We start from the raw sequence: 16,168 nt of genomic DNA, 5'->3' as shown, positions 1-16,168 counted from the left end.
ATCACTCCGCTCCCGGCAGGAAGGCGGGCAGGGGGACGACCACCGCGCGCAGGGCATCTTGCAACCGCGCCTCGGCGACCGCCTCGGTCTCGCCCGGCCCGATCGCCGTGATCAGCCGCACGATGGCCCCGTCGCTGCGCCCGGTCTGCACCTTGGACAGCGTCATTTGCACCTTGGCCGCATAGGACGAGGCCGTGCGTTGCCCCTGCTGGTCATACCAGTAATAGACCAACATCCGCTGCATGCCCTTTTGAATCACCGTCCGGTTCATCGTAAAGGGTGCGCCCGCCACATCCGCAGGGGCGGCCACCGATTGCAGCCCCGCGATCTCCCAACCGGCCGAGGGCAGGCAGATGGTCGGCGAATGGGTGCCGCCATCCATCTGGTCCTTGTACCAGGCCATGAACAGATCGACAGGCGCCGCAGCCCCCGGCTTGGTCAGCGTCACCGAATGATAATCATCCGCCCCCAGAACCTTGGCCGTCTCGGGGTCCAGCCGCATCGGACCGGACGCCGTCCAGCCCTCCAGCCGCGTCGGAAAGGCGTAAAAGGCCTCCCGCGAGACCTGGGCCATCTCACGCGTGGGCACCATCGCCCAGGCCAAGGCCCCTGCCGTCATCAGACCCGCCACAAGGATCAAAGCCCGCGAGGGCTCGATCAGCCGCAAGCGCTGCGCCTGGGGCCAAAGCCCGTCGAAATCCAGATCCAGCGCCTCGACCAGGCCCATCTTCTGCGGGTTCAAAAGCAGCATGACCCGCGCCAGCAGGAACAGGATCCCCACGCAGGCGACAAAGATCACCCAGCCCTCCATGAAATGGCTGACCCCTTCGACATGTTCGATGCCATAGCGGTCGACCACGGCGCCGGCGATGGCGATGCGGACCGAATTCATCAAGACAGTGATGGGCGCGGCCGAGATCAGCAGCACCGCCTTGTGCCACATCGGCCCCTTGTAAAGCACGGCAAAGATATAGGAAAACGACAGGATCGGGAACAGATAGCGCAGCCCCGAACAGGCCTCGGCCACCTGCAGCTTATAGACCCCCAGGTCGATGATATTGCCATCCAGGAAGACCGGAACCGAGATCTGCTGCAGAAACCAGACCCCCAGATGCGACGAGACCCATTGCAGCCAGGTCGACAGCCCGTAATACAGAACCCCCGGCAAGGGCAGCATATAGACCAGATGCAGCACCGGCGGCCAGAATTGCCGCCCCTGGCGCCAGCCAAAGGACAAAAGCAGGATGCCTCCGGTCCACAAGATCATCGCATAGGCCGCGAAATCGGCGATCTGGATCAGCCGCCCGACCCCACCCAACACCATGGCAAAGACAATCAGCGCCACGCCCGCGCCGCGATCGGTCACAGGGCCCGTCAGCACCGGCACCCGCTTCAGATGGCGCAAAAACAGGAACAGCGACAAGAGCGGGATCAGCGGCCCATGGGAATATTCCGGCAGAACCCAGGCCTCGCCCAGGGCGGCCACCCCGGTCTGGAAATAGACCCCGGCCGACAGCACCGCGAGGGCGAACCAGAAAAGCCCCATCGGGCGGGTCGCGCCTTGCGCGCTCTGCGGCGCCTCGCCAGAATTGAACACAGAATTGGATACCGACACGAAAACCCTTTCAAACCGCAACAGGCCCGCGCTTGAAGCTTGCCCGATGTTCTGGTCCAGAACGTGGCAAACCCGGGGCATTTCGCAAAGCTTAACAGGGATGCGTCCATATCTCAATTTTCCCCTTGGGGTCTTCACGACCCTGTCATGAGCCACCCAAGATCAGCCCAGCTCTGCGATCAACCGATGCAAGGCCGCCGCCGCGGCCTCATCGCTCAGGTGATCGCGGGCAAAGGCCCGGGCCCGGGCGGCCTGGGCCTCGCGCAGGGGCGCATCCTGCCACAGAGGCTCGATCGCCGCGCGCAGGGCCGCCACATCAAAGGGCGGCACCAGGACCCCGGTCTGGCCATGCTCGACATAGAAGTCCGTGCCGGGGCAGGCGGTGGCCACCAAAGCCACCCCCATCCGCATGGCGTTGATGAAGGTCACCTGGCCCGAAGCCGTGGTCATATTGGCCAGAGGCACGACGGTCAGCCGCGCCCGGGCCAAAAGCGCCATGCAGTCCTCGGCGCTTAGCCCATGGCGGAAGGTGACATGCGGGGCCACGACGGCGCCGGGGGTCTCGGTCAGGCGCGCGATGATGTCCTTGCGGGTGACGATGACCGTCGGGATCTGCAGGGGCGCGGTGGCCGCAATCAGCGTGGCATAATCGCGCCCGGCCGAGCCCATGGCCAACAGAAAGGGCGCCTCCCGGTCCTCGGCCCGCGCCACCGTCAGGTCGCCGCGCTGCAGGGGCACGAAGCGCACCCGCCCCGGCGGCAGGCCCAGATAGGCGCCATAGCTTTCCACTTCCGAGGGCGAATGGACGATGACGATATCAAGCCCGCGCGCCGCAAACCGCGCCAATGCCCGGCGGGCGCCGCCCGGAAAGCCGCCCAGGTTGAAATTATGCGCGATCACCCGGGCGCGGGAAAAGCTCAGACGCTTCAGCACCCCCACCACCATGGCCAGCTGCGGAAAACAGGTGATGACCCCATGGGGCCGCGGCGCCAGCGCGCGCGCCCCCTGGCTGATCAGCCGCAGCCATTTGCGGACCCCCGTCCTTGGCCGCGCGGCCTGGTGCCAATCCTCGCGCCGCACCGCCGGGATCTTGGTGAAACGCAGGTCCGGATCGGTGATGAAATCATCCAGCCAGGCCCCCAATTTGGCCCCGGTTTTGGCGGTAAAGAACTCGGCCGCAATCGTCCAATGCTGCATGACACACCCTTTGGTTCCTGAAAACGCCTTAACCCGGCAGGCCGGCGATCCGGGCCAGCTTCCAGCGCTGCAAGAGCCGCCACAGCAGATAGGGGCCGAAAATCCCGCCCGCCAGGCCCAGGGCCAGATGCAACACCACCGATGTCACCCCGCCCTGCAGCAAGCCGATGCGCAGGGCGGCCGAAAACAGCACATGGGCCACATAGATCGCGGCCGAAGCCTGGCCCAGAGGCGCCAACCAGGGCAGGACGGGCAGGGCGCGCAGCCCCAGGATCACCGCCAGAACCGCCCCCGTCGCAGGCCCAAGATCACGGACCGCATCGGGCGCCCAGGACAGGGCCAGGGCCTCGCAGGCGACAAAGGCCGCCAAGGCCGCAAGCGCGACCCGCCAACCGCCCTTGTCCGCCGTCGGGGCCAAAAGCCAGGGCGCCAGCAACAGCCCCAGCCCGAAATGCCCGGCATTGCGCAGCGCGCCGCCCAGGTATTCCGCCGTCCCCCCCAGCGGCACAAAGACCAGCGCCAGGCCCAGGACCCAGACCAAAGCCAACACAGGCCCGCTCAGGACAGGCACGCTCAGGAAAGGCCCCCTCAGGCCACCACGCCGCGCCATGGGATGCAAAAGCCCCCAGGCCAGGACCTGGATCACGAAAAGCGCCCAAAAGAACCAGAACTGCTCACGCGGCGGAAGCGGCAGCAGTGGAAAATCCCCCCAATCGGCCGGATGATTGGCAAGGCTGCCCGCCAGCGCCTTGAAGGCAAAGAAGATCCAGGTCCACAGCACCAGCGGCCACAGGATCTGCAGCCAGCGCGAGCGCAGGAAATCCACCGGGCCGCGCCGCAGGACGCCATGAAAGAACAGCCCCGAGAGGCAGAAAAACAGCGGCATGTGAAAGGCATAGATCAGCCGGTCCAGGGTCTGGAACACCGCCCCCCCGGGCAAGAGCCCCGCCGCCTCCAGCCCGCGCCAGACATGGCCCAGCACGACCAGGAGGATGCCCAGCCCCTTGACCTGATCGGGCCAATCCAGCCGGGGTCCCCTCATTCGCGCACCCTCATTCCCGCACCTGGCGCAAAAGCCGGATGATCTGCATTTGCACATCTGCCGTCAGCTTCGGGCCGCGGAAGGTCATATAGCCAAAGCCCGTCTCGACAAAGAGCCCTGGCAGCTCTTCGGTGCCATTTGGCGGCAGAACGGGGGACGAAACGGGGGGGGCCTTGGCAGGCTTTGCCGGGGCCAAGAGCGCCTCCAGCCGGGCAAGCTCGGTCTGGGGCTGCAAGGCGGGATCGGCGGCAAGGCTGTCGGTGATCGCCACGCCCAGGCCACTGTCCTGATCCAAGCTGCGCGACAGCACCAGCCCCAGACGTTCGGGAATATGCGCGGGAAAGCGCAAGACCCCGTCCAGCGCCTGAACGATGCGGAAAAACGACCCGATCTTCGACCGCTTCGCCTTGGAGGCCGGCGCGAACAGCCGCGCCAGGGCTGTGGCCGTGTCGGGAAAGACCCCCTGTTCCACGGTGCGCAACACGATGCGGGCGCGTTCGTAATACGAAAGCCCCACGCGCAGCTCGTTTTCCTCGACCATGGCCAGATAAGCCGTCGCCGCCGTATCGGGACGGCGCAGGATCGCCAGGACCCTTTGCAGCTGCGGTTCCGTCTTTGACAGGCGCCGCAAGGCCGTCAGCCGCCGCCAGCCCGAGATCAGCCCATAGCGCCCATCCGCCAGCGCCGTCACCTCGATCGGCATTTGCTGGCCGCGCTGGCGCATCGAGGCCATCAGCGCCTCCATCTCTTCGGGATCGGCATGGACGCGGTCGCGCACGAGGTAAGCCTCATCCACGACGTCCAGGGGCAGGGACAGGATCATCCGCCCGCTTTCGCGCGCCTGCGCCATCTCGTGGGCCAGGTCCGACAGCGCGGCCTGCGCGGCCTGATCGGCGGCCACCCGGGCAATCGGGGGCGCGCCCCCCATCATGCCCAGGGGGGCCGCAAAGAGGGCAGGGGGGTCTTGCAGGCCCGCCAGGCTCTCACCCGCCTCATAGGCGCCCTCAACCTGGCCGGGCAGGGTCAGACGTTTGCGCTTTGCCATCTCAGCCCCCTGTTGCCGGCTTTTGTGCCGCCAAACCTTGCGCCGCCAGTTCATCGCGCTTCCAGGCGCCGATCAAGAGCTCCTTGAGCCCGGCATAGGTCTCATCGAAAGTGGCACGACCCCGCGCATAGGTCTCGCGGTTGAAGTCGCGGTAATCGGCCTCATAGATGCCGTTCACGCTCTCCCCCGCCTGCCCGATCAGCGCGGTGAAATCCTGGCGCCAGGGCGAGAGGATGCGCCCCATATAGGCCTGGATCAGCCCCGCCATCTCGGCCTGTTGGCTGGCGTCATAGCGCGTGATGACGGCCCGCACCGCGTCCCATTCGAAATTGAGCTCCGGCCGACCCAGCGCACGGGCCGCGACATTCTCCCCCTCCTCGATCGAGCCAAAGGTGGAATGGAGCATGTCGAAAAACCGCCCCGTCGAATCGAACTCCAGGAAAGAGGCCCCCAGCGGCACCAGAAGGATATCGGCAGCCGCCAGCCCGTTGATCGTCAGATACCCCAGCGCGGGGGGCGTATCCAGAAAGACGACGTCATACTGATCCAGCACGCCATCGGCGGCCAGGATATCGGTCAAGGCATCCCACAGCTTCCAGCCGCGCGAGGCCATGCGCCAGACCGGGATCTGGAACTCGGCCCAGTAAAGGTTCAGCTGGGCGCCAATCAGGTCGATGTTCGGCCAATGGGTCTTTTTGATCACGTCCTGGGCCTTGATCTTCAACGCCTCGCCCAGGGTGTCGTCCAAGGGCTGGGGCGCCTCGCCGCGATCGACCCGGCGCTGGTTTTCCGCCCGCAAGGACTGCGCGTAATGCCGGGCGAGCAGCGGGAAGACCGTGCCCCATTCATCGGGCACGCGGGCGCCGAAAATGGAGGACATGGAACCTTGGCTGTCCAGGTCGATCACCAGCACCTTGTAGCCATCCAAAGCCGCCGACATGGCCAGATGGGCGGCCGTCGAGGTCTTGCCGACGCCGCCCTTGAAATTGGCCACGGCCACGATCTTGGCGGGCAGGCCTTCGGGGCGCCAGGGCAGGTATTCCTTGGCCTTGGAGCCCTCGGCTCCGAAATGGGCGCGCAGGCGCAACACCTCATCCAGCGTAAACCAGCGCGCCCCGCCCTCGGTATCGGCGCGGCCCTGGGGCAGGTCGGGATGGGCGCGCAGCACGCGGCGGAAATGCTGGACCGCCACGGGGATCAGGTATTTGGTGATCTCCCAGGTGGAGAAAAGCCGCAGCCGTTTCGCCCCCGTCTCATCCAAGCCGCGGCCGGCCAGATCGTCGCGGCCCCTGCGGCAAGCCTCGGCGATGGCGGCAAAGCTTTGGGTATCGGCCCCAGTCCCCAGCCCCTTGGCCGCCTTTTCGGGCGAGAGGTTGAAATAGGGCGGCAAGCTTTGATCGGCCATCTTATCCACTCATGTTCCGCGTTTTCGCCAATATACCCGAAAACGCGACACATGCAAGGATTTCGCGAACATTGCCCCAGGATCCCCCGGGTCTTCCCAAGCAAATCAAGCCTTTGGGGGGCGCGCGACCTCTCCTCTTGTGACCTTTTCCGCGGCATCCCGCAAATTCTTTCGTTATGATTTGGTTATAAGAACAGTTACGCCCCGCCAGAACCTCTGCAGCCTGCTGATCGGACAGGATTTTTCTTGGCCCCCCGACTCTGATCCCACGATGGGGCGACTCTGAAACCCCGATGCCCCGACTCTGATCCCCCGATCCGCGCGCCAATCCCGCCTTGCCCGAATCTGCGCCGCCGCCTAACCATGGTGTCAATGAAACAACGATAACAAATCGAGCAGGCACATGAGGCAGGGCATCCAAAAGCCCCTCCCGATCAGACGGGTCCGGGGGGCATGGCAGCACTAGAGACAAGCCGCGGGACCGAGGCGCCCGATTTCTTCGTCTGCGACTTTTTCGGCGCGACACCCAAACATGACCTGGCCGCGATGGAGCATCCGCTCTTCTCGCTGTCCACACGCCCCGATCTGCGGGTCGTGACCTATGCGCATAATGACACGGTGATCACGGTGACGCCCTCGGTCCGGGGCCGTGCCACGATCTTTGACGCCGATATCCTGATCTTTTGCATCAGCCAGCTGATGGCGGCGATCAATGCGGGCGTCACCACGGCGCGCAAGCTGACCCTGACCGCGCATGACCTGTTGACCGCCACCGGGCGCGAAACCTCTGGCGATGGTTACGCCCGCCTGCGCGAGGCCTTTGAGCGCCTCGCGGGCACGCGGATCACCACCAATATCATCACGGGCGATGTGGAAACCACTTCCGGTTTCGGCCTGATCGAGGCCTGGGAGATCGTGCGCCGCACCCGCGCCGGGCGGATGGTCTCGGTCTCGGTCACGCTGTCGGATTGGCTTTACCGGGCGGTCGTCTCGAAATCGGTGCTGACGCTGTCGCGTGAGTATTTCACCTTGCGCAAACCGCTGGAGCGCCGGCTTTACGAGATCGCGCGCAAACATTGCGGGCGCCAGCCGGAATGGCGGATAGGCCTTGAGACCCTGCTCAAGAAATCCGGCTCGACCTCGCCGCGCCGGGTGTTTCGCGCCATGCTGCGCGAGACGATGCGCGGCCCCGGCCTGCCCGATTACCTGATGCGCGAAGAGCCGGGCGATATCCTGGTCTTTGCCCCGCGCGGGGTGATTGAAGAGATGCGCGCGCTGAAGCCTGGCCCCGCAAGGCCTGCCGCGCCCCCCCTGGCGCTCGCGACGCTGGAGGCCGCGCGCAAATTGGCGCCCGGCGCCGATGTCTATGCGCTGGAGGCGCTGTGGCGGTCGGAGCTGGCCAAGGTGCCGCGCCATCCCGATGCGGCTTTCCTGGACTGGCTGGCGCTGGCGCGGGATTAGGCCCGCGCGCCCCCAAGCCCGCCGCCCCAAGGCGGCAAACAAAAAGCGCAAACAAAAAGCCCGGTCACAAGGACCGGGCTTTTGCAAGGCGAAGGCGGTTGCCCTCAGGCGGCGCGGCGCTGCTTGCGACGCAAGAGCGGCAGCACGACCAGCGACCCCAGCATCAGGCCCGCAGCGGGGACCGGAACGGGGGTCACGGGCGGCAGCTTGTCGACGGTGATCGAGGTGATCAGGAAATTCCCGCCGGCGCGGGCGCCGATGGCAAGGTCCATGCCCTGATAGGCCGGGTTGGTGAAGCTGTGGACGACCGAAGGAACGCCGGTCGCGCTGGTGAAGGTCGTGTCGCCGGCACCGGGGGTCACGCTGCCCGTGCCACCAACAAAGACCAGACCGCCACCCAGCGAGCCGCTGCCGGCCAGCCTGGTCACGGTGATGCTCATCAGCTTGACCGCGGCGGTGAAGTTGAAGCGCAGCGCCTCGCGCAGCGTCGCGCCGGAGCCGTTGATGGTCTCGTTCGTGTCCGAGGCGGTCAGCTTTTCGCCCAGGCCATTGGCCTTGAAAGTCACCGAAGAGCCCGGCGCCACGGCCAGGGTCTTGGTGTCGGAGCCGGCGCCGTTGAAGGTCCAGGCGCTGACGGTGACGCCAAGGCCGCTGAGGACATCGGTCGTGGTCAGGCCGCTGGAGGCATTGAAGGTGAAGGTCACCGGGGCAGCAGAGGCAGCAAGGCCCCCAAAGGCCAGGATGCCGGCGGCGATGACGGACTTCAGGAGGGATTTGCGTTGCATTCTGCTCACCATGGAAAAGGATACGAAGGGACACTGTAGATAGAGTTAGTGGCATATTAATGGCAAAGGCCGCGGGCTCAATGCCAAACTTGCCGCCGCGGTGATTTCAGAGGGTTTTTTTGCGCTTCGCGGCACAGGGATGCAACAGTTTAGGCTTTCCGAAAGGAAGTCCTGCCTCACTGGGCGGATCGGCGGCGCTTGGGTCGCCGGTTCTGTCGGAGGTTGCGATGGCATTGGTCCTGGTCCTTGCGGGCCTGATTCCCGGGCTTGTGGCGGCGGGTCTGGCCCTGGCGGGGGGGGCGGGGTTCCTTCTGGCGCTGGCGGCCTATATGGCGGCGGGGCTTGCGGGCATGGTCCTGGCTGCGGGCCTGGCGCTGAGCCGCGCCGAACGTCGCGGCCAGCGCGCCGCGCTGTCGCTGGTCCGGCCTCTGCCCTGAAGGGGCTTGCGGCCTGAGGGTCTGGGGGTCTGGGGGTCTTGCGACCTCATCTCCAGAGGGCCTCATCTCCGGGTGTTTCATCTCTGGACGCGCGTGAGGCCGGCGCGGCTTCACCCTTGACGCTTTTCGGTGGCCTCATCTCCGGGTGCCGTAAGCCCGGGCGTGCGTAAGTCCGGGCGTGCGTAAGTCCGGGGGCGCGTGAGGCCAGGTCTTTGGGGCCCGGGACCGGAGCCCCCCCTTGCGCCCCTTTTGCCCCCCCCGCCCGTCCCTTCCCGCGCTCATCCTCTGCCCCCAGCCTCTGCCCCCAGCCTCTGCCCCCAGCCTCTGCCCCCAGCCTTTGCCCCCAGCCTTTGCCCCCCCCCTTTTCCGCCCCTTATAGCTCGGCTTTTCCCCCGCGGCCTTTTGCTGATCCCATTGCCGCCATGATGCGGACACAGATGTCCGGCCTTTTTGCCAGCGATCCGGGGCCTGCCCCGGGGTCCGGGGTGCCCTGTGGCGGCCCGAGTCTTCTGGTCTGTTCAAAGAGGTTTTCATGGTGACGCTGACTGCAACCCCTGCCACTGGCCTTGCGAACCCGACCCTGGCGCTTGGCCTCAACGGTTTGTCGGATTGGTCGACCGCCATGCCCTTTCTGGACCTGATGAAGACCTCGCGTCCCTTCCTGGCCCATTCCTCCCAGGCCTGGGAGGCGATGAGCAACCAGACCCTGGCCGCGGGCGGCTGGCTGGATGCCGATGGCTGGCCCCGGGCCATCCCGCCGGGCATGACCTCGATCGGCACGATCTGGGACTGGAGCACGAGTGACGCCGGGGCTGCGGCCTCGCGGGCGGGGGTCTATGTCCTGCACTATGAGGGCACGGGAAAGCTGCAGCTGAATTCCACCCTGCAGATCCTGTCGCAAAAGGACGGCGAGATCATCTTTGCCAATCCGACCGGCGGCCAGATGATCCTGAACATCCTGACCACCGATCCCAATCACACCGGCGATCATATCCGTGACATCACCCTGGTGCGCCAAGAGTATCAGGCGCTCTATGACATGGGGCAGATTTTCAACCCGCAATGGCTTGCCTCCGTCCAGGATGCGCGGGTCTTGCGCTTCAAGGACTGGATGGAGGCCGATGGCGCCACCGGGGCCACCTGGGATGGCAAGACCATGCCCCAGGTCGGCGATGCCAGCTATGTCCAGGACGGGGTTCCCGTCGAGATCATGGTGAAACTGGCCAACCAGACCGGGACCGAGCCCTGGTTCTCGATCCCGGCCGGCGCCTCGGAGGCCTGGATCCGCAGCTTTGCCACCTATGTGCGCGACCACCTGGACCCCAGGCTGAAGGCCCATGTCGAATACAGCAACGAGACCTGGAACTGGTCCTATGCCCAGACCAAATGGATGGATGCCCAGGCCAAGGCGGTCTGGGGCACGACGGACAAGGCGGCCTGGCTGGATTACCATGCCATGCTGGCCACCAAGACGGCGGTGATCTGGGATCAGGTCTTTGGCACCAGTTCGGATGCGCGGCTGGATCATGTCATGGCCAGCCAGACCGCCAATGCCTGGATCTCTGAACGGCTGATCACCGCGCCCCTGTGGAAGGCCATGGACCCCACGGGCTATGTCGATCCGTCCAAGGTCTTTGACAGCCTGGCGGTGACGACCTATTTCGGCACGGCCACGATGACGAACACGGCGCTGCGTGACGATCTGCTGGCCCGCATCCAGGCCGATCCGGCCGCGGCTGCGACCTGGCTGACCGAACGCATGCTGGACCCCGCCTATGCCCAGTCGATCCCCCAGGTGGCGGCCTTCTGGCAGGCCTCCAAGGTTGTGGCCGACAAATACGGCCTGGACCTGACCGCCTATGAGGGCGGCCAGCACCTGCTTCAGGGCTGGACGGTGACGGGCTTGACCGAGGCCAGCCAGGCGGTGCTGACCAAATTCCTGAGCGCCTATGCCCATAGCCCGCAGATGGCGACGCTGTATCAGGCGCTGTGGACCGAATGGGCCAAGGTCTCGGACGGGCCCTTCATGCAATTCGTCGAGGTGGCGGCCGCGTCGAAATGGGGCGCCTGGGGGCTTTACACCCATCTGGGCGACGACAATCCGCTGTCCGACATGCTGACCGGGCTGAACGCGACCCAGGCCAACTGGTTCGGCACCGGCGGGGTGCAATATCAGCAAGGCGTGGTCAAACTGGCGGGCGACAAGGCGGCGGCGCTTATGGGCAGCGACCTGGACGACTTTCTGATCGGCAGCAAGGCGGCGGACAGTTTCACCCCGGGCAAGGGCCAGGATGCCATTGCGGGCGAGGGCGGGCGCGACACGCTGATCTTGCAGGGCCGGCCCGAGGATTACCGCCTGATCAAGGATGGCGACATGGCCCGGATCGAGGGCCTGGGCTCGTCCTATCTGCTGCGCTCGGTCGAGATCCTGAAATTCGACGGCGGCGTCACGCGCTATATGGATCAATACATGCCCGGCGTCAGCACGCCCCTGGGCAGCACCGTGACGCTGAAGACGGCGGGCGGGCGGGTCGATGCCTCGGCCGCGGGCGTCGTCAGCCTGGCGGGCCTTGGCGTCACGATCCAGGGCGTCGAGGCGGGCACCACGCTTGGCACCCAGATGGGGCTGAAGACGGGATCAGTCACGGGGTCGGTCACGGGGTCGGTCACGGGCGCGACCATCGGGCTTGGGTCGGATGCGGGGCTGGCGGCCTCGACGCTGGGCGGGGCCTATCAGACCAAGATCGGAACCCTGTCGACCCTGGCCACAAGCCTGACCGAGGCCCTGGCTCAGGGCTCGGTCGTCACCGGCGCCAAGTCGATCCGGGCGACCGGGGGCAATGACCGGTTCATCGGCGCCAGCGCCAATGACGTGGTCTTCGGCATGGGCGGCAATGACACGCTCTCGGGCGGGGGGGGGCATGACAAGCTGGACGGCGGCCTGGGCAATGACTGGCTGTCGGGCGGGGCGGGCAATGACATCTTGCGCGGCGGGGCAGGGGTCGATGTCTTTGTCTTTGCCCCTGGCAGCGGCCAGGATGTGATCACCGATTTCACCCCGCGCGACCGGCTGGACCTGTCGGCCTTTCACCTCGGCAGCCGTGCCGCGCTGACGGCCCTGGCGGGGGCCGATGCGGCGGGCCACCTGGTGCTGGATTTCGGGGTCGAGACGGTGACGCTGCAGGGCCTGCAACTGGGCGATCTGCCCTGGGTGCTGGCGACGCTTTAGGCTTTAGCTGTCCCCGGTCTTCTTGCCGAAAGGATCGCGGTAAAGCCCCAGACGCTGCGCCATCAGCCGCCACAGCACCGGCGGTTGATGCAGCACATAGCGCCGCCAGCGCTGCTTGGGCTCTTTCACCAGGCGGTAAAACCACTCCAGCCCGGCCGTCGTGATCCAGGCGGGCGGGCGCTGGAAGGTGCCGGCCTCATAGTCGATCGTGCCGCCCAGGGGCAGATAGAGCTTCACCCCCGGCATCCGGTCACGGTATTTCACCATGAACTTTTCCTGCCGCCCGCCGCCCAGGCCCACCAAAAGCGCCCGCGCCCCCGAGGCATTGATGGCGGCAATCATCCGCTCGATCTCGTCGGGGTTCTGGTCATAGTCAAAGGGCGGCGCATAGGCCCCCACGATCATCCGGCGCCCGGCCTTGGCGTTGATCTTTTCGGCGGCAATCTCCGCAATGCCCGGCTGACCACCGCACAAAAACACCGTCATCTCCGGGTTGTCGCGGTGATGGGCGTAAAACAGCGGGAAGTAATCCGACCCCGAGACCCGTTCCGTCACCGGCGTGCCAAGGAACTTCAGCGCGAAATACAGGATCTGGCTGTCGCAGGTCACGACATCGAACAAGGGCAGCAGGTCGCGGAATTCGCGGTCCTTTTGCATCTTCATCAGGCTGTCGACATGAAGCGTCAGAAGCAGCCCCTCATCCATGCCCGCGATCAGTTCCGCCATGGTCAGGTCATGGACAAAGGCGTTCAGGATCGGAACCCGTTTCAGCGGCCTGGTGATTTTCATGCCGCGCTCCAATACTTGGCGACCAGGTCGCGGGTGGACAGGATATTGCCACGGCTTGAGGCGCCAAAGACGATGGATTTCAGGTTGGGCAGGCCCGTGACCCAGGCAATCGCCTCATCGGCCGGAATCGCGCCCGAGGCATAGACCGACATGGCCACGGCCTGAAGCTTGCCGTTCTGCAAGACGTCCAGATAGGCCTCATGCCCGCCGCACATGCGAAATCCGATCTTGTTGATATTGGCGCAGATCACCGGGTTTTCGATGCCCTCATCGGTCAGGGCCTTGTAAAGCCCGGGCAGATTCATGGTGATATAGCCCGGTTCCGCGCCGTATTTTTCGCGCACATGGTCATGGAAAACCCGGAAGGCCCCGGTAAAGCCCAGGCCCAGCATCAGGTCGGTGAAGACGTTTTGCAAAAAGATCACCGGGGTTTTCAGCCCCGAGAACATCTTCATTTCCGCGTCGATCAGCAGTTTCGCGATGGTGCCGACGTCCTTTTGCGCCACCGCCATGCCGCCCGACAGCATGGCGCCCAATTTCCCCTCTTCGGGCAAAAAGCTGGAGATGGCGCCGACCAGGCCCAGATCGGTCATCGCATTGGCATATTTATGGGCATAGGGCATGCAGGGATAGAACAGGAAATCCGGGTAACGCGCGGGGTTCGCGCGCACCACATCGGCCACATCGCGGATGCGTTCATGGGTCGTGCACATGAAGGTGCGGATGCCCGCGTCATAGGCCTGGTCCAGCACCTCCATGATGGATGCGGTGTCGCGAAAGCGCATCATCTGGGCGCGGGCCTTTTCCTCGGACATGTGGTTCACGCCGAAGAACTGGTTGTCGCCGAACAGAAGGCGATCCATGGGTTGGGTCATCTGATGCCCTTTCACAACAGGCCGAAGAAGCGGCGCTTCTTGGGGGCTTCGGGGCGCGGGGGAGGGGCCATGGCCGTTCCCGCCCCGGCCTGATCCTCCAGGATCATGGCGATGGTGCGGTCGGTCGCAGCGCCAGAGCGGAAGTCATTGGGCACAGCACCGGGGTTGGGCGCGCCCCTGATGGCATCGACGAAATCGCCGATCTGGTGGGAATATTCCTCGCCCCGCAGATAGAACCAGGGGTCCTGGGTCAGCTCTGTCGTGTATTTCACGCTATGGCCCTGGGGGATATCGGGCAGCGCCGCCACCGGTTTGCGCAGATAGATCTGCGCCTCCTGGCGGTCGGCAAAGATGCGGCCATTGGTGCCGATCAGCGTGATCCGGGTCGTCATCTTGCGCTGACTGTCGTCGGACCAATTGACCGAAAGCTGGGCCGTGGCGCCGTTGGCAAAGCGCAGGGTCGACATGACCTGATCATCGACATCGGTCGAAAAGATCGGCGCCAGAACCGAGCCTGACACCGCGACAGGCGTGCCGAAATACCAGTTCAGCAGGTTCAGGGGATGGGCGGCATAATCATAAAGACAGCCGCCGCCCTCGGCTTTCTGACTGCGCCAGGTCGACCGTTTGGGCGCCAGGACCACGGGGCCATAGGCCTCGGCCAGGATATGGGTGACCTGACCAATGGCGCCTGCGGCCAACAGCCGCGCCACCTCGCCAAAGGCGCCGACATGGCGGTAATGATAGCCCACGCGGTTCACCAGGCCCTTGGCTTCGGCCAGATCGGCCAGTTCCTCGGACAGTTTCCAATCCAGCGTGAAGGGCTTTTCGCAGAACACATGGCATCCGCGCTCCAGCGCCTTGCGCACCATCGGCCCATGCAGGCGGGACGGCGTGGCGATCAGCACGGCATCCAGCGCCTGAGCATCCAGCATCGCGTCATAATCGCGAAACACCGGGGCCTTGATGTTCTTCTCCAGCACATCGGTCAGAAAGCCCCCCGCGTCGCAGGCCATGGCCGTGACCTGGGGATGGGCGTTCACCATGGCGAAATGCGAAAGCCCCATCTTGCCCAGGCCCACGACGGCGATGCGGGTCTTGTCGGTCTGCGCGGTCTGGGGCAAGGCGTCTGTCCATCAAAGGGGCCATCTTGGGCCGTCAACAAAGAATACTTTCGGCAAGATAGGGGGCGCGCCTGCCCTTGCAAGCGCTTTCCACCCCTGCTGGCTCCCGCGGGAGCCGACTGCGGCAGAGGCGCCGCAGTTGCCGGCCCGGCACCCGGGGGGCGGGGCTTCTGTCTTGTGTTTTGCCCGGCCTGCGGGAAAGGTAAACCACATTTTCCCGGAGCCTTCATGTCCCCTTCGCGCCGTTACCTTCTGGTCAGCCCCTGCCGCAACGAGGCCGATTACATGGTCCGCACGCTGGAAAGCGTCACGCGCCAAAGCCTGCGGCCGGCGCTTTGGGTCATCGTGGATGACGGCTCGACCGATGCGACGCCCGCCATCCTGGCCGATTATGCCGCGCGCCATGACTGGATCAAGGTCGTGACCAAGCCCGACCGCGGCAAGCGCGCCGTGGGGCCCGGCGTGATCGAGGCTTTTTACTTCGGGCTGAACCAGGTCGACTGGACGGGCTTTGATTACCTTTGCAAGCTGGATTTGGACCTGGACCTGCCGCTTGGCTATTTTCAGGGCCTGGTGACGCGGATGGAGGCCGATCCGCGGCTGGGCTCTGCCTCGGGCAAGCCGTGGTTCACCGGGGCGGGGGGCGCGCGCATCCCCGAAAAGATCGGCGACGAGATGTCGGTGGGCATGACGAAATTCTACCGCAGGCGGTGCTTTCAGGCCATCGGCGGTTTCGTCCAAGAGGTCATGTGGGACGGGATCGACTGCCACAAGACAAGGCAGCTGGGGTGGACCTGCCGCAGCTTCCCCGATGCAGAGCTGGAATTCGAACATCTGCGCCCGATGGGGTCCAGCCAGCAAAGCATCTTTACCGGCCGCAAGCGCCATGGCTTTGGGCAATATTACATGGGGTCGGATTTCGCCTTCTTTACCGCGTCCTGCTTGTCGCGGCTGACCCATCCGCCCTATGTGCTGGGGGCGCTTGCCTCGTGGTGGGGCTATGTTGATGCGGCACTCCGCAGGCTCCCCCAGCATCAGGACCGCGACCTGATCACCCTGATCCGCGCCTATCAGCGCCGCGCCCTGATCGTGGGCAAGGCCCGCGCCACGGCCGAGGTCGAGGCCGCCCATGCCCATCTGTGGCGGCCAGAATGAAGGGGCCAG

13 protein-coding genes are annotated in these 16,168 nt (G+C 65.3%); 4 read left to right on the top strand and 9 right to left on the bottom strand.

The window, feature by feature from the left end:
- Position 1 precedes the first annotated feature (1 nt).
- The 5 genes from xrtD to NX862_RS18645 form a co-directional block, all read right to left on the bottom strand.
- Complete coding sequence (gene xrtD, locus NX862_RS18665) at positions 2 to 1,615, bottom strand: VPLPA-CTERM-specific exosortase XrtD (RefSeq protein ID WP_264495455.1); 1,614 nt, start codon at positions 1,613 to 1,615, stop codon at positions 2 to 4.
- A 162-nt stretch (positions 1,616 to 1,777) separates the two neighbouring features.
- Positions 1,778 to 2,812 (bottom strand): glycosyltransferase, encoded by a 1,035-nt coding sequence (locus tag NX862_RS18660; RefSeq protein WP_264495454.1) that lies wholly within the window; start codon positions 2,810 to 2,812, stop codon positions 1,778 to 1,780.
- 28 nt (positions 2,813 to 2,840) lie between these two features.
- Positions 2,841 to 3,854 carry an acyltransferase family protein gene (locus NX862_RS18655; protein ID WP_264495453.1) on the bottom strand — a complete coding sequence of 338 codons (1,014 nt, stop codon included), beginning with the start codon at positions 3,852 to 3,854 and terminating at the stop codon, positions 2,841 to 2,843.
- Between the two features lie 10 nt (positions 3,855 to 3,864).
- Positions 3,865 to 4,899 carry a ParB/RepB/Spo0J family partition protein gene (locus tag NX862_RS18650; protein WP_264495452.1) on the bottom strand — a complete coding sequence of 345 codons (1,035 nt, stop codon included), beginning with the start codon at positions 4,897 to 4,899 and terminating at the stop codon, positions 3,865 to 3,867.
- A gap of 1 nt (position 4,900) precedes the next feature.
- Positions 4,901 to 6,304, bottom strand: coding sequence for an AAA family ATPase (locus NX862_RS18645; RefSeq protein ID WP_264495451.1), 1,404 nt, complete (start codon positions 6,302 to 6,304; stop codon positions 4,901 to 4,903).
- Positions 6,305 to 6,757: 453 nt separating this feature from the next.
- Here NX862_RS18645 and NX862_RS18640 point away from each other — a divergent pair, with 453 nt between their 5' ends.
- Positions 6,758 to 7,765 (top strand): replication initiator protein A, encoded by a 1,008-nt coding sequence (locus NX862_RS18640; protein WP_264495450.1) that lies wholly within the window; start codon positions 6,758 to 6,760, stop codon positions 7,763 to 7,765.
- Positions 7,766 to 7,869: 104 nt separating this feature from the next.
- Here NX862_RS18640 and NX862_RS18635 read toward each other — a convergent pair whose 3' ends face one another.
- The gene (locus tag NX862_RS18635) at positions 7,870 to 8,550 is read right to left on the bottom strand and encodes a hypothetical protein (protein ID WP_264495449.1); all 681 of its coding nucleotides are present in this window, start codon (positions 8,548 to 8,550) and stop codon (positions 7,870 to 7,872) included.
- 227 nt (positions 8,551 to 8,777) lie between these two features.
- On the opposite strand from NX862_RS18635, the gene NX862_RS18630 reads away from it, so the two are divergent.
- Together NX862_RS18630 and NX862_RS18625 are read left to right on the top strand one after the other, a co-directional pair.
- Positions 8,778 to 8,987 (top strand): hypothetical protein, encoded by a 210-nt coding sequence (locus tag NX862_RS18630; RefSeq protein ID WP_264495448.1) that lies wholly within the window; start codon positions 8,778 to 8,780, stop codon positions 8,985 to 8,987.
- Positions 8,988 to 9,519: 532 nt separating this feature from the next.
- A complete protein-coding gene (locus NX862_RS18625; RefSeq protein ID WP_264495447.1) occupies positions 9,520 to 12,216 on the top strand; it encodes a calcium-binding protein in 2,697 nt (898 codons plus the stop codon).
- Positions 12,217 to 12,219: 3 nt separating this feature from the next.
- Here NX862_RS18625 and NX862_RS18620 read toward each other — a convergent pair whose 3' ends face one another.
- The 3 genes from NX862_RS18620 to NX862_RS18610 are packed head-to-tail and all read right to left on the bottom strand — an operon-like array spanning position 12,220 to position 15,004.
- The gene (locus NX862_RS18620) at positions 12,220 to 13,005 is read right to left on the bottom strand and encodes a WecB/TagA/CpsF family glycosyltransferase (protein ID WP_264495446.1); all 786 of its coding nucleotides are present in this window, start codon (positions 13,003 to 13,005) and stop codon (positions 12,220 to 12,222) included.
- Positions 13,002 to 13,868, bottom strand: a complete 867-nt coding sequence (locus tag NX862_RS18615) for a hypothetical protein (protein ID WP_264495445.1) — start codon at positions 13,866 to 13,868, stop codon at positions 13,002 to 13,004. Before NX862_RS18615 ends, NX862_RS18620 begins: the two co-directional genes overlap by 4 nt.
- Positions 13,869 to 13,891: 23 nt before the next feature.
- Positions 13,892 to 15,004, bottom strand: a complete 1,113-nt coding sequence (locus tag NX862_RS18610; RefSeq protein ID WP_264495444.1) for a Gfo/Idh/MocA family protein — start codon at positions 15,002 to 15,004, stop codon at positions 13,892 to 13,894.
- Positions 15,005 to 15,232: 228 nt separating this feature from the next.
- Between NX862_RS18610 and NX862_RS18605 the strand changes: the two genes are divergently transcribed.
- Positions 15,233 to 16,159: a glycosyltransferase gene (locus NX862_RS18605; RefSeq protein ID WP_264495443.1), complete on the top strand. Its 927-nt coding sequence runs from the start codon at positions 15,233 to 15,235 to the stop codon at positions 16,157 to 16,159.
- Positions 16,160 to 16,168 lie beyond the last annotated feature (9 nt).

The sequence above is a fragment of the Stagnihabitans lacustris genome (genome assembly GCF_025950525.1).
Taxonomy (GTDB): domain Bacteria; phylum Pseudomonadota; class Alphaproteobacteria; order Rhodobacterales; family Rhodobacteraceae; genus Stagnihabitans.
This window is presented reverse-complemented; position numbering and strand designations above follow the sequence as displayed.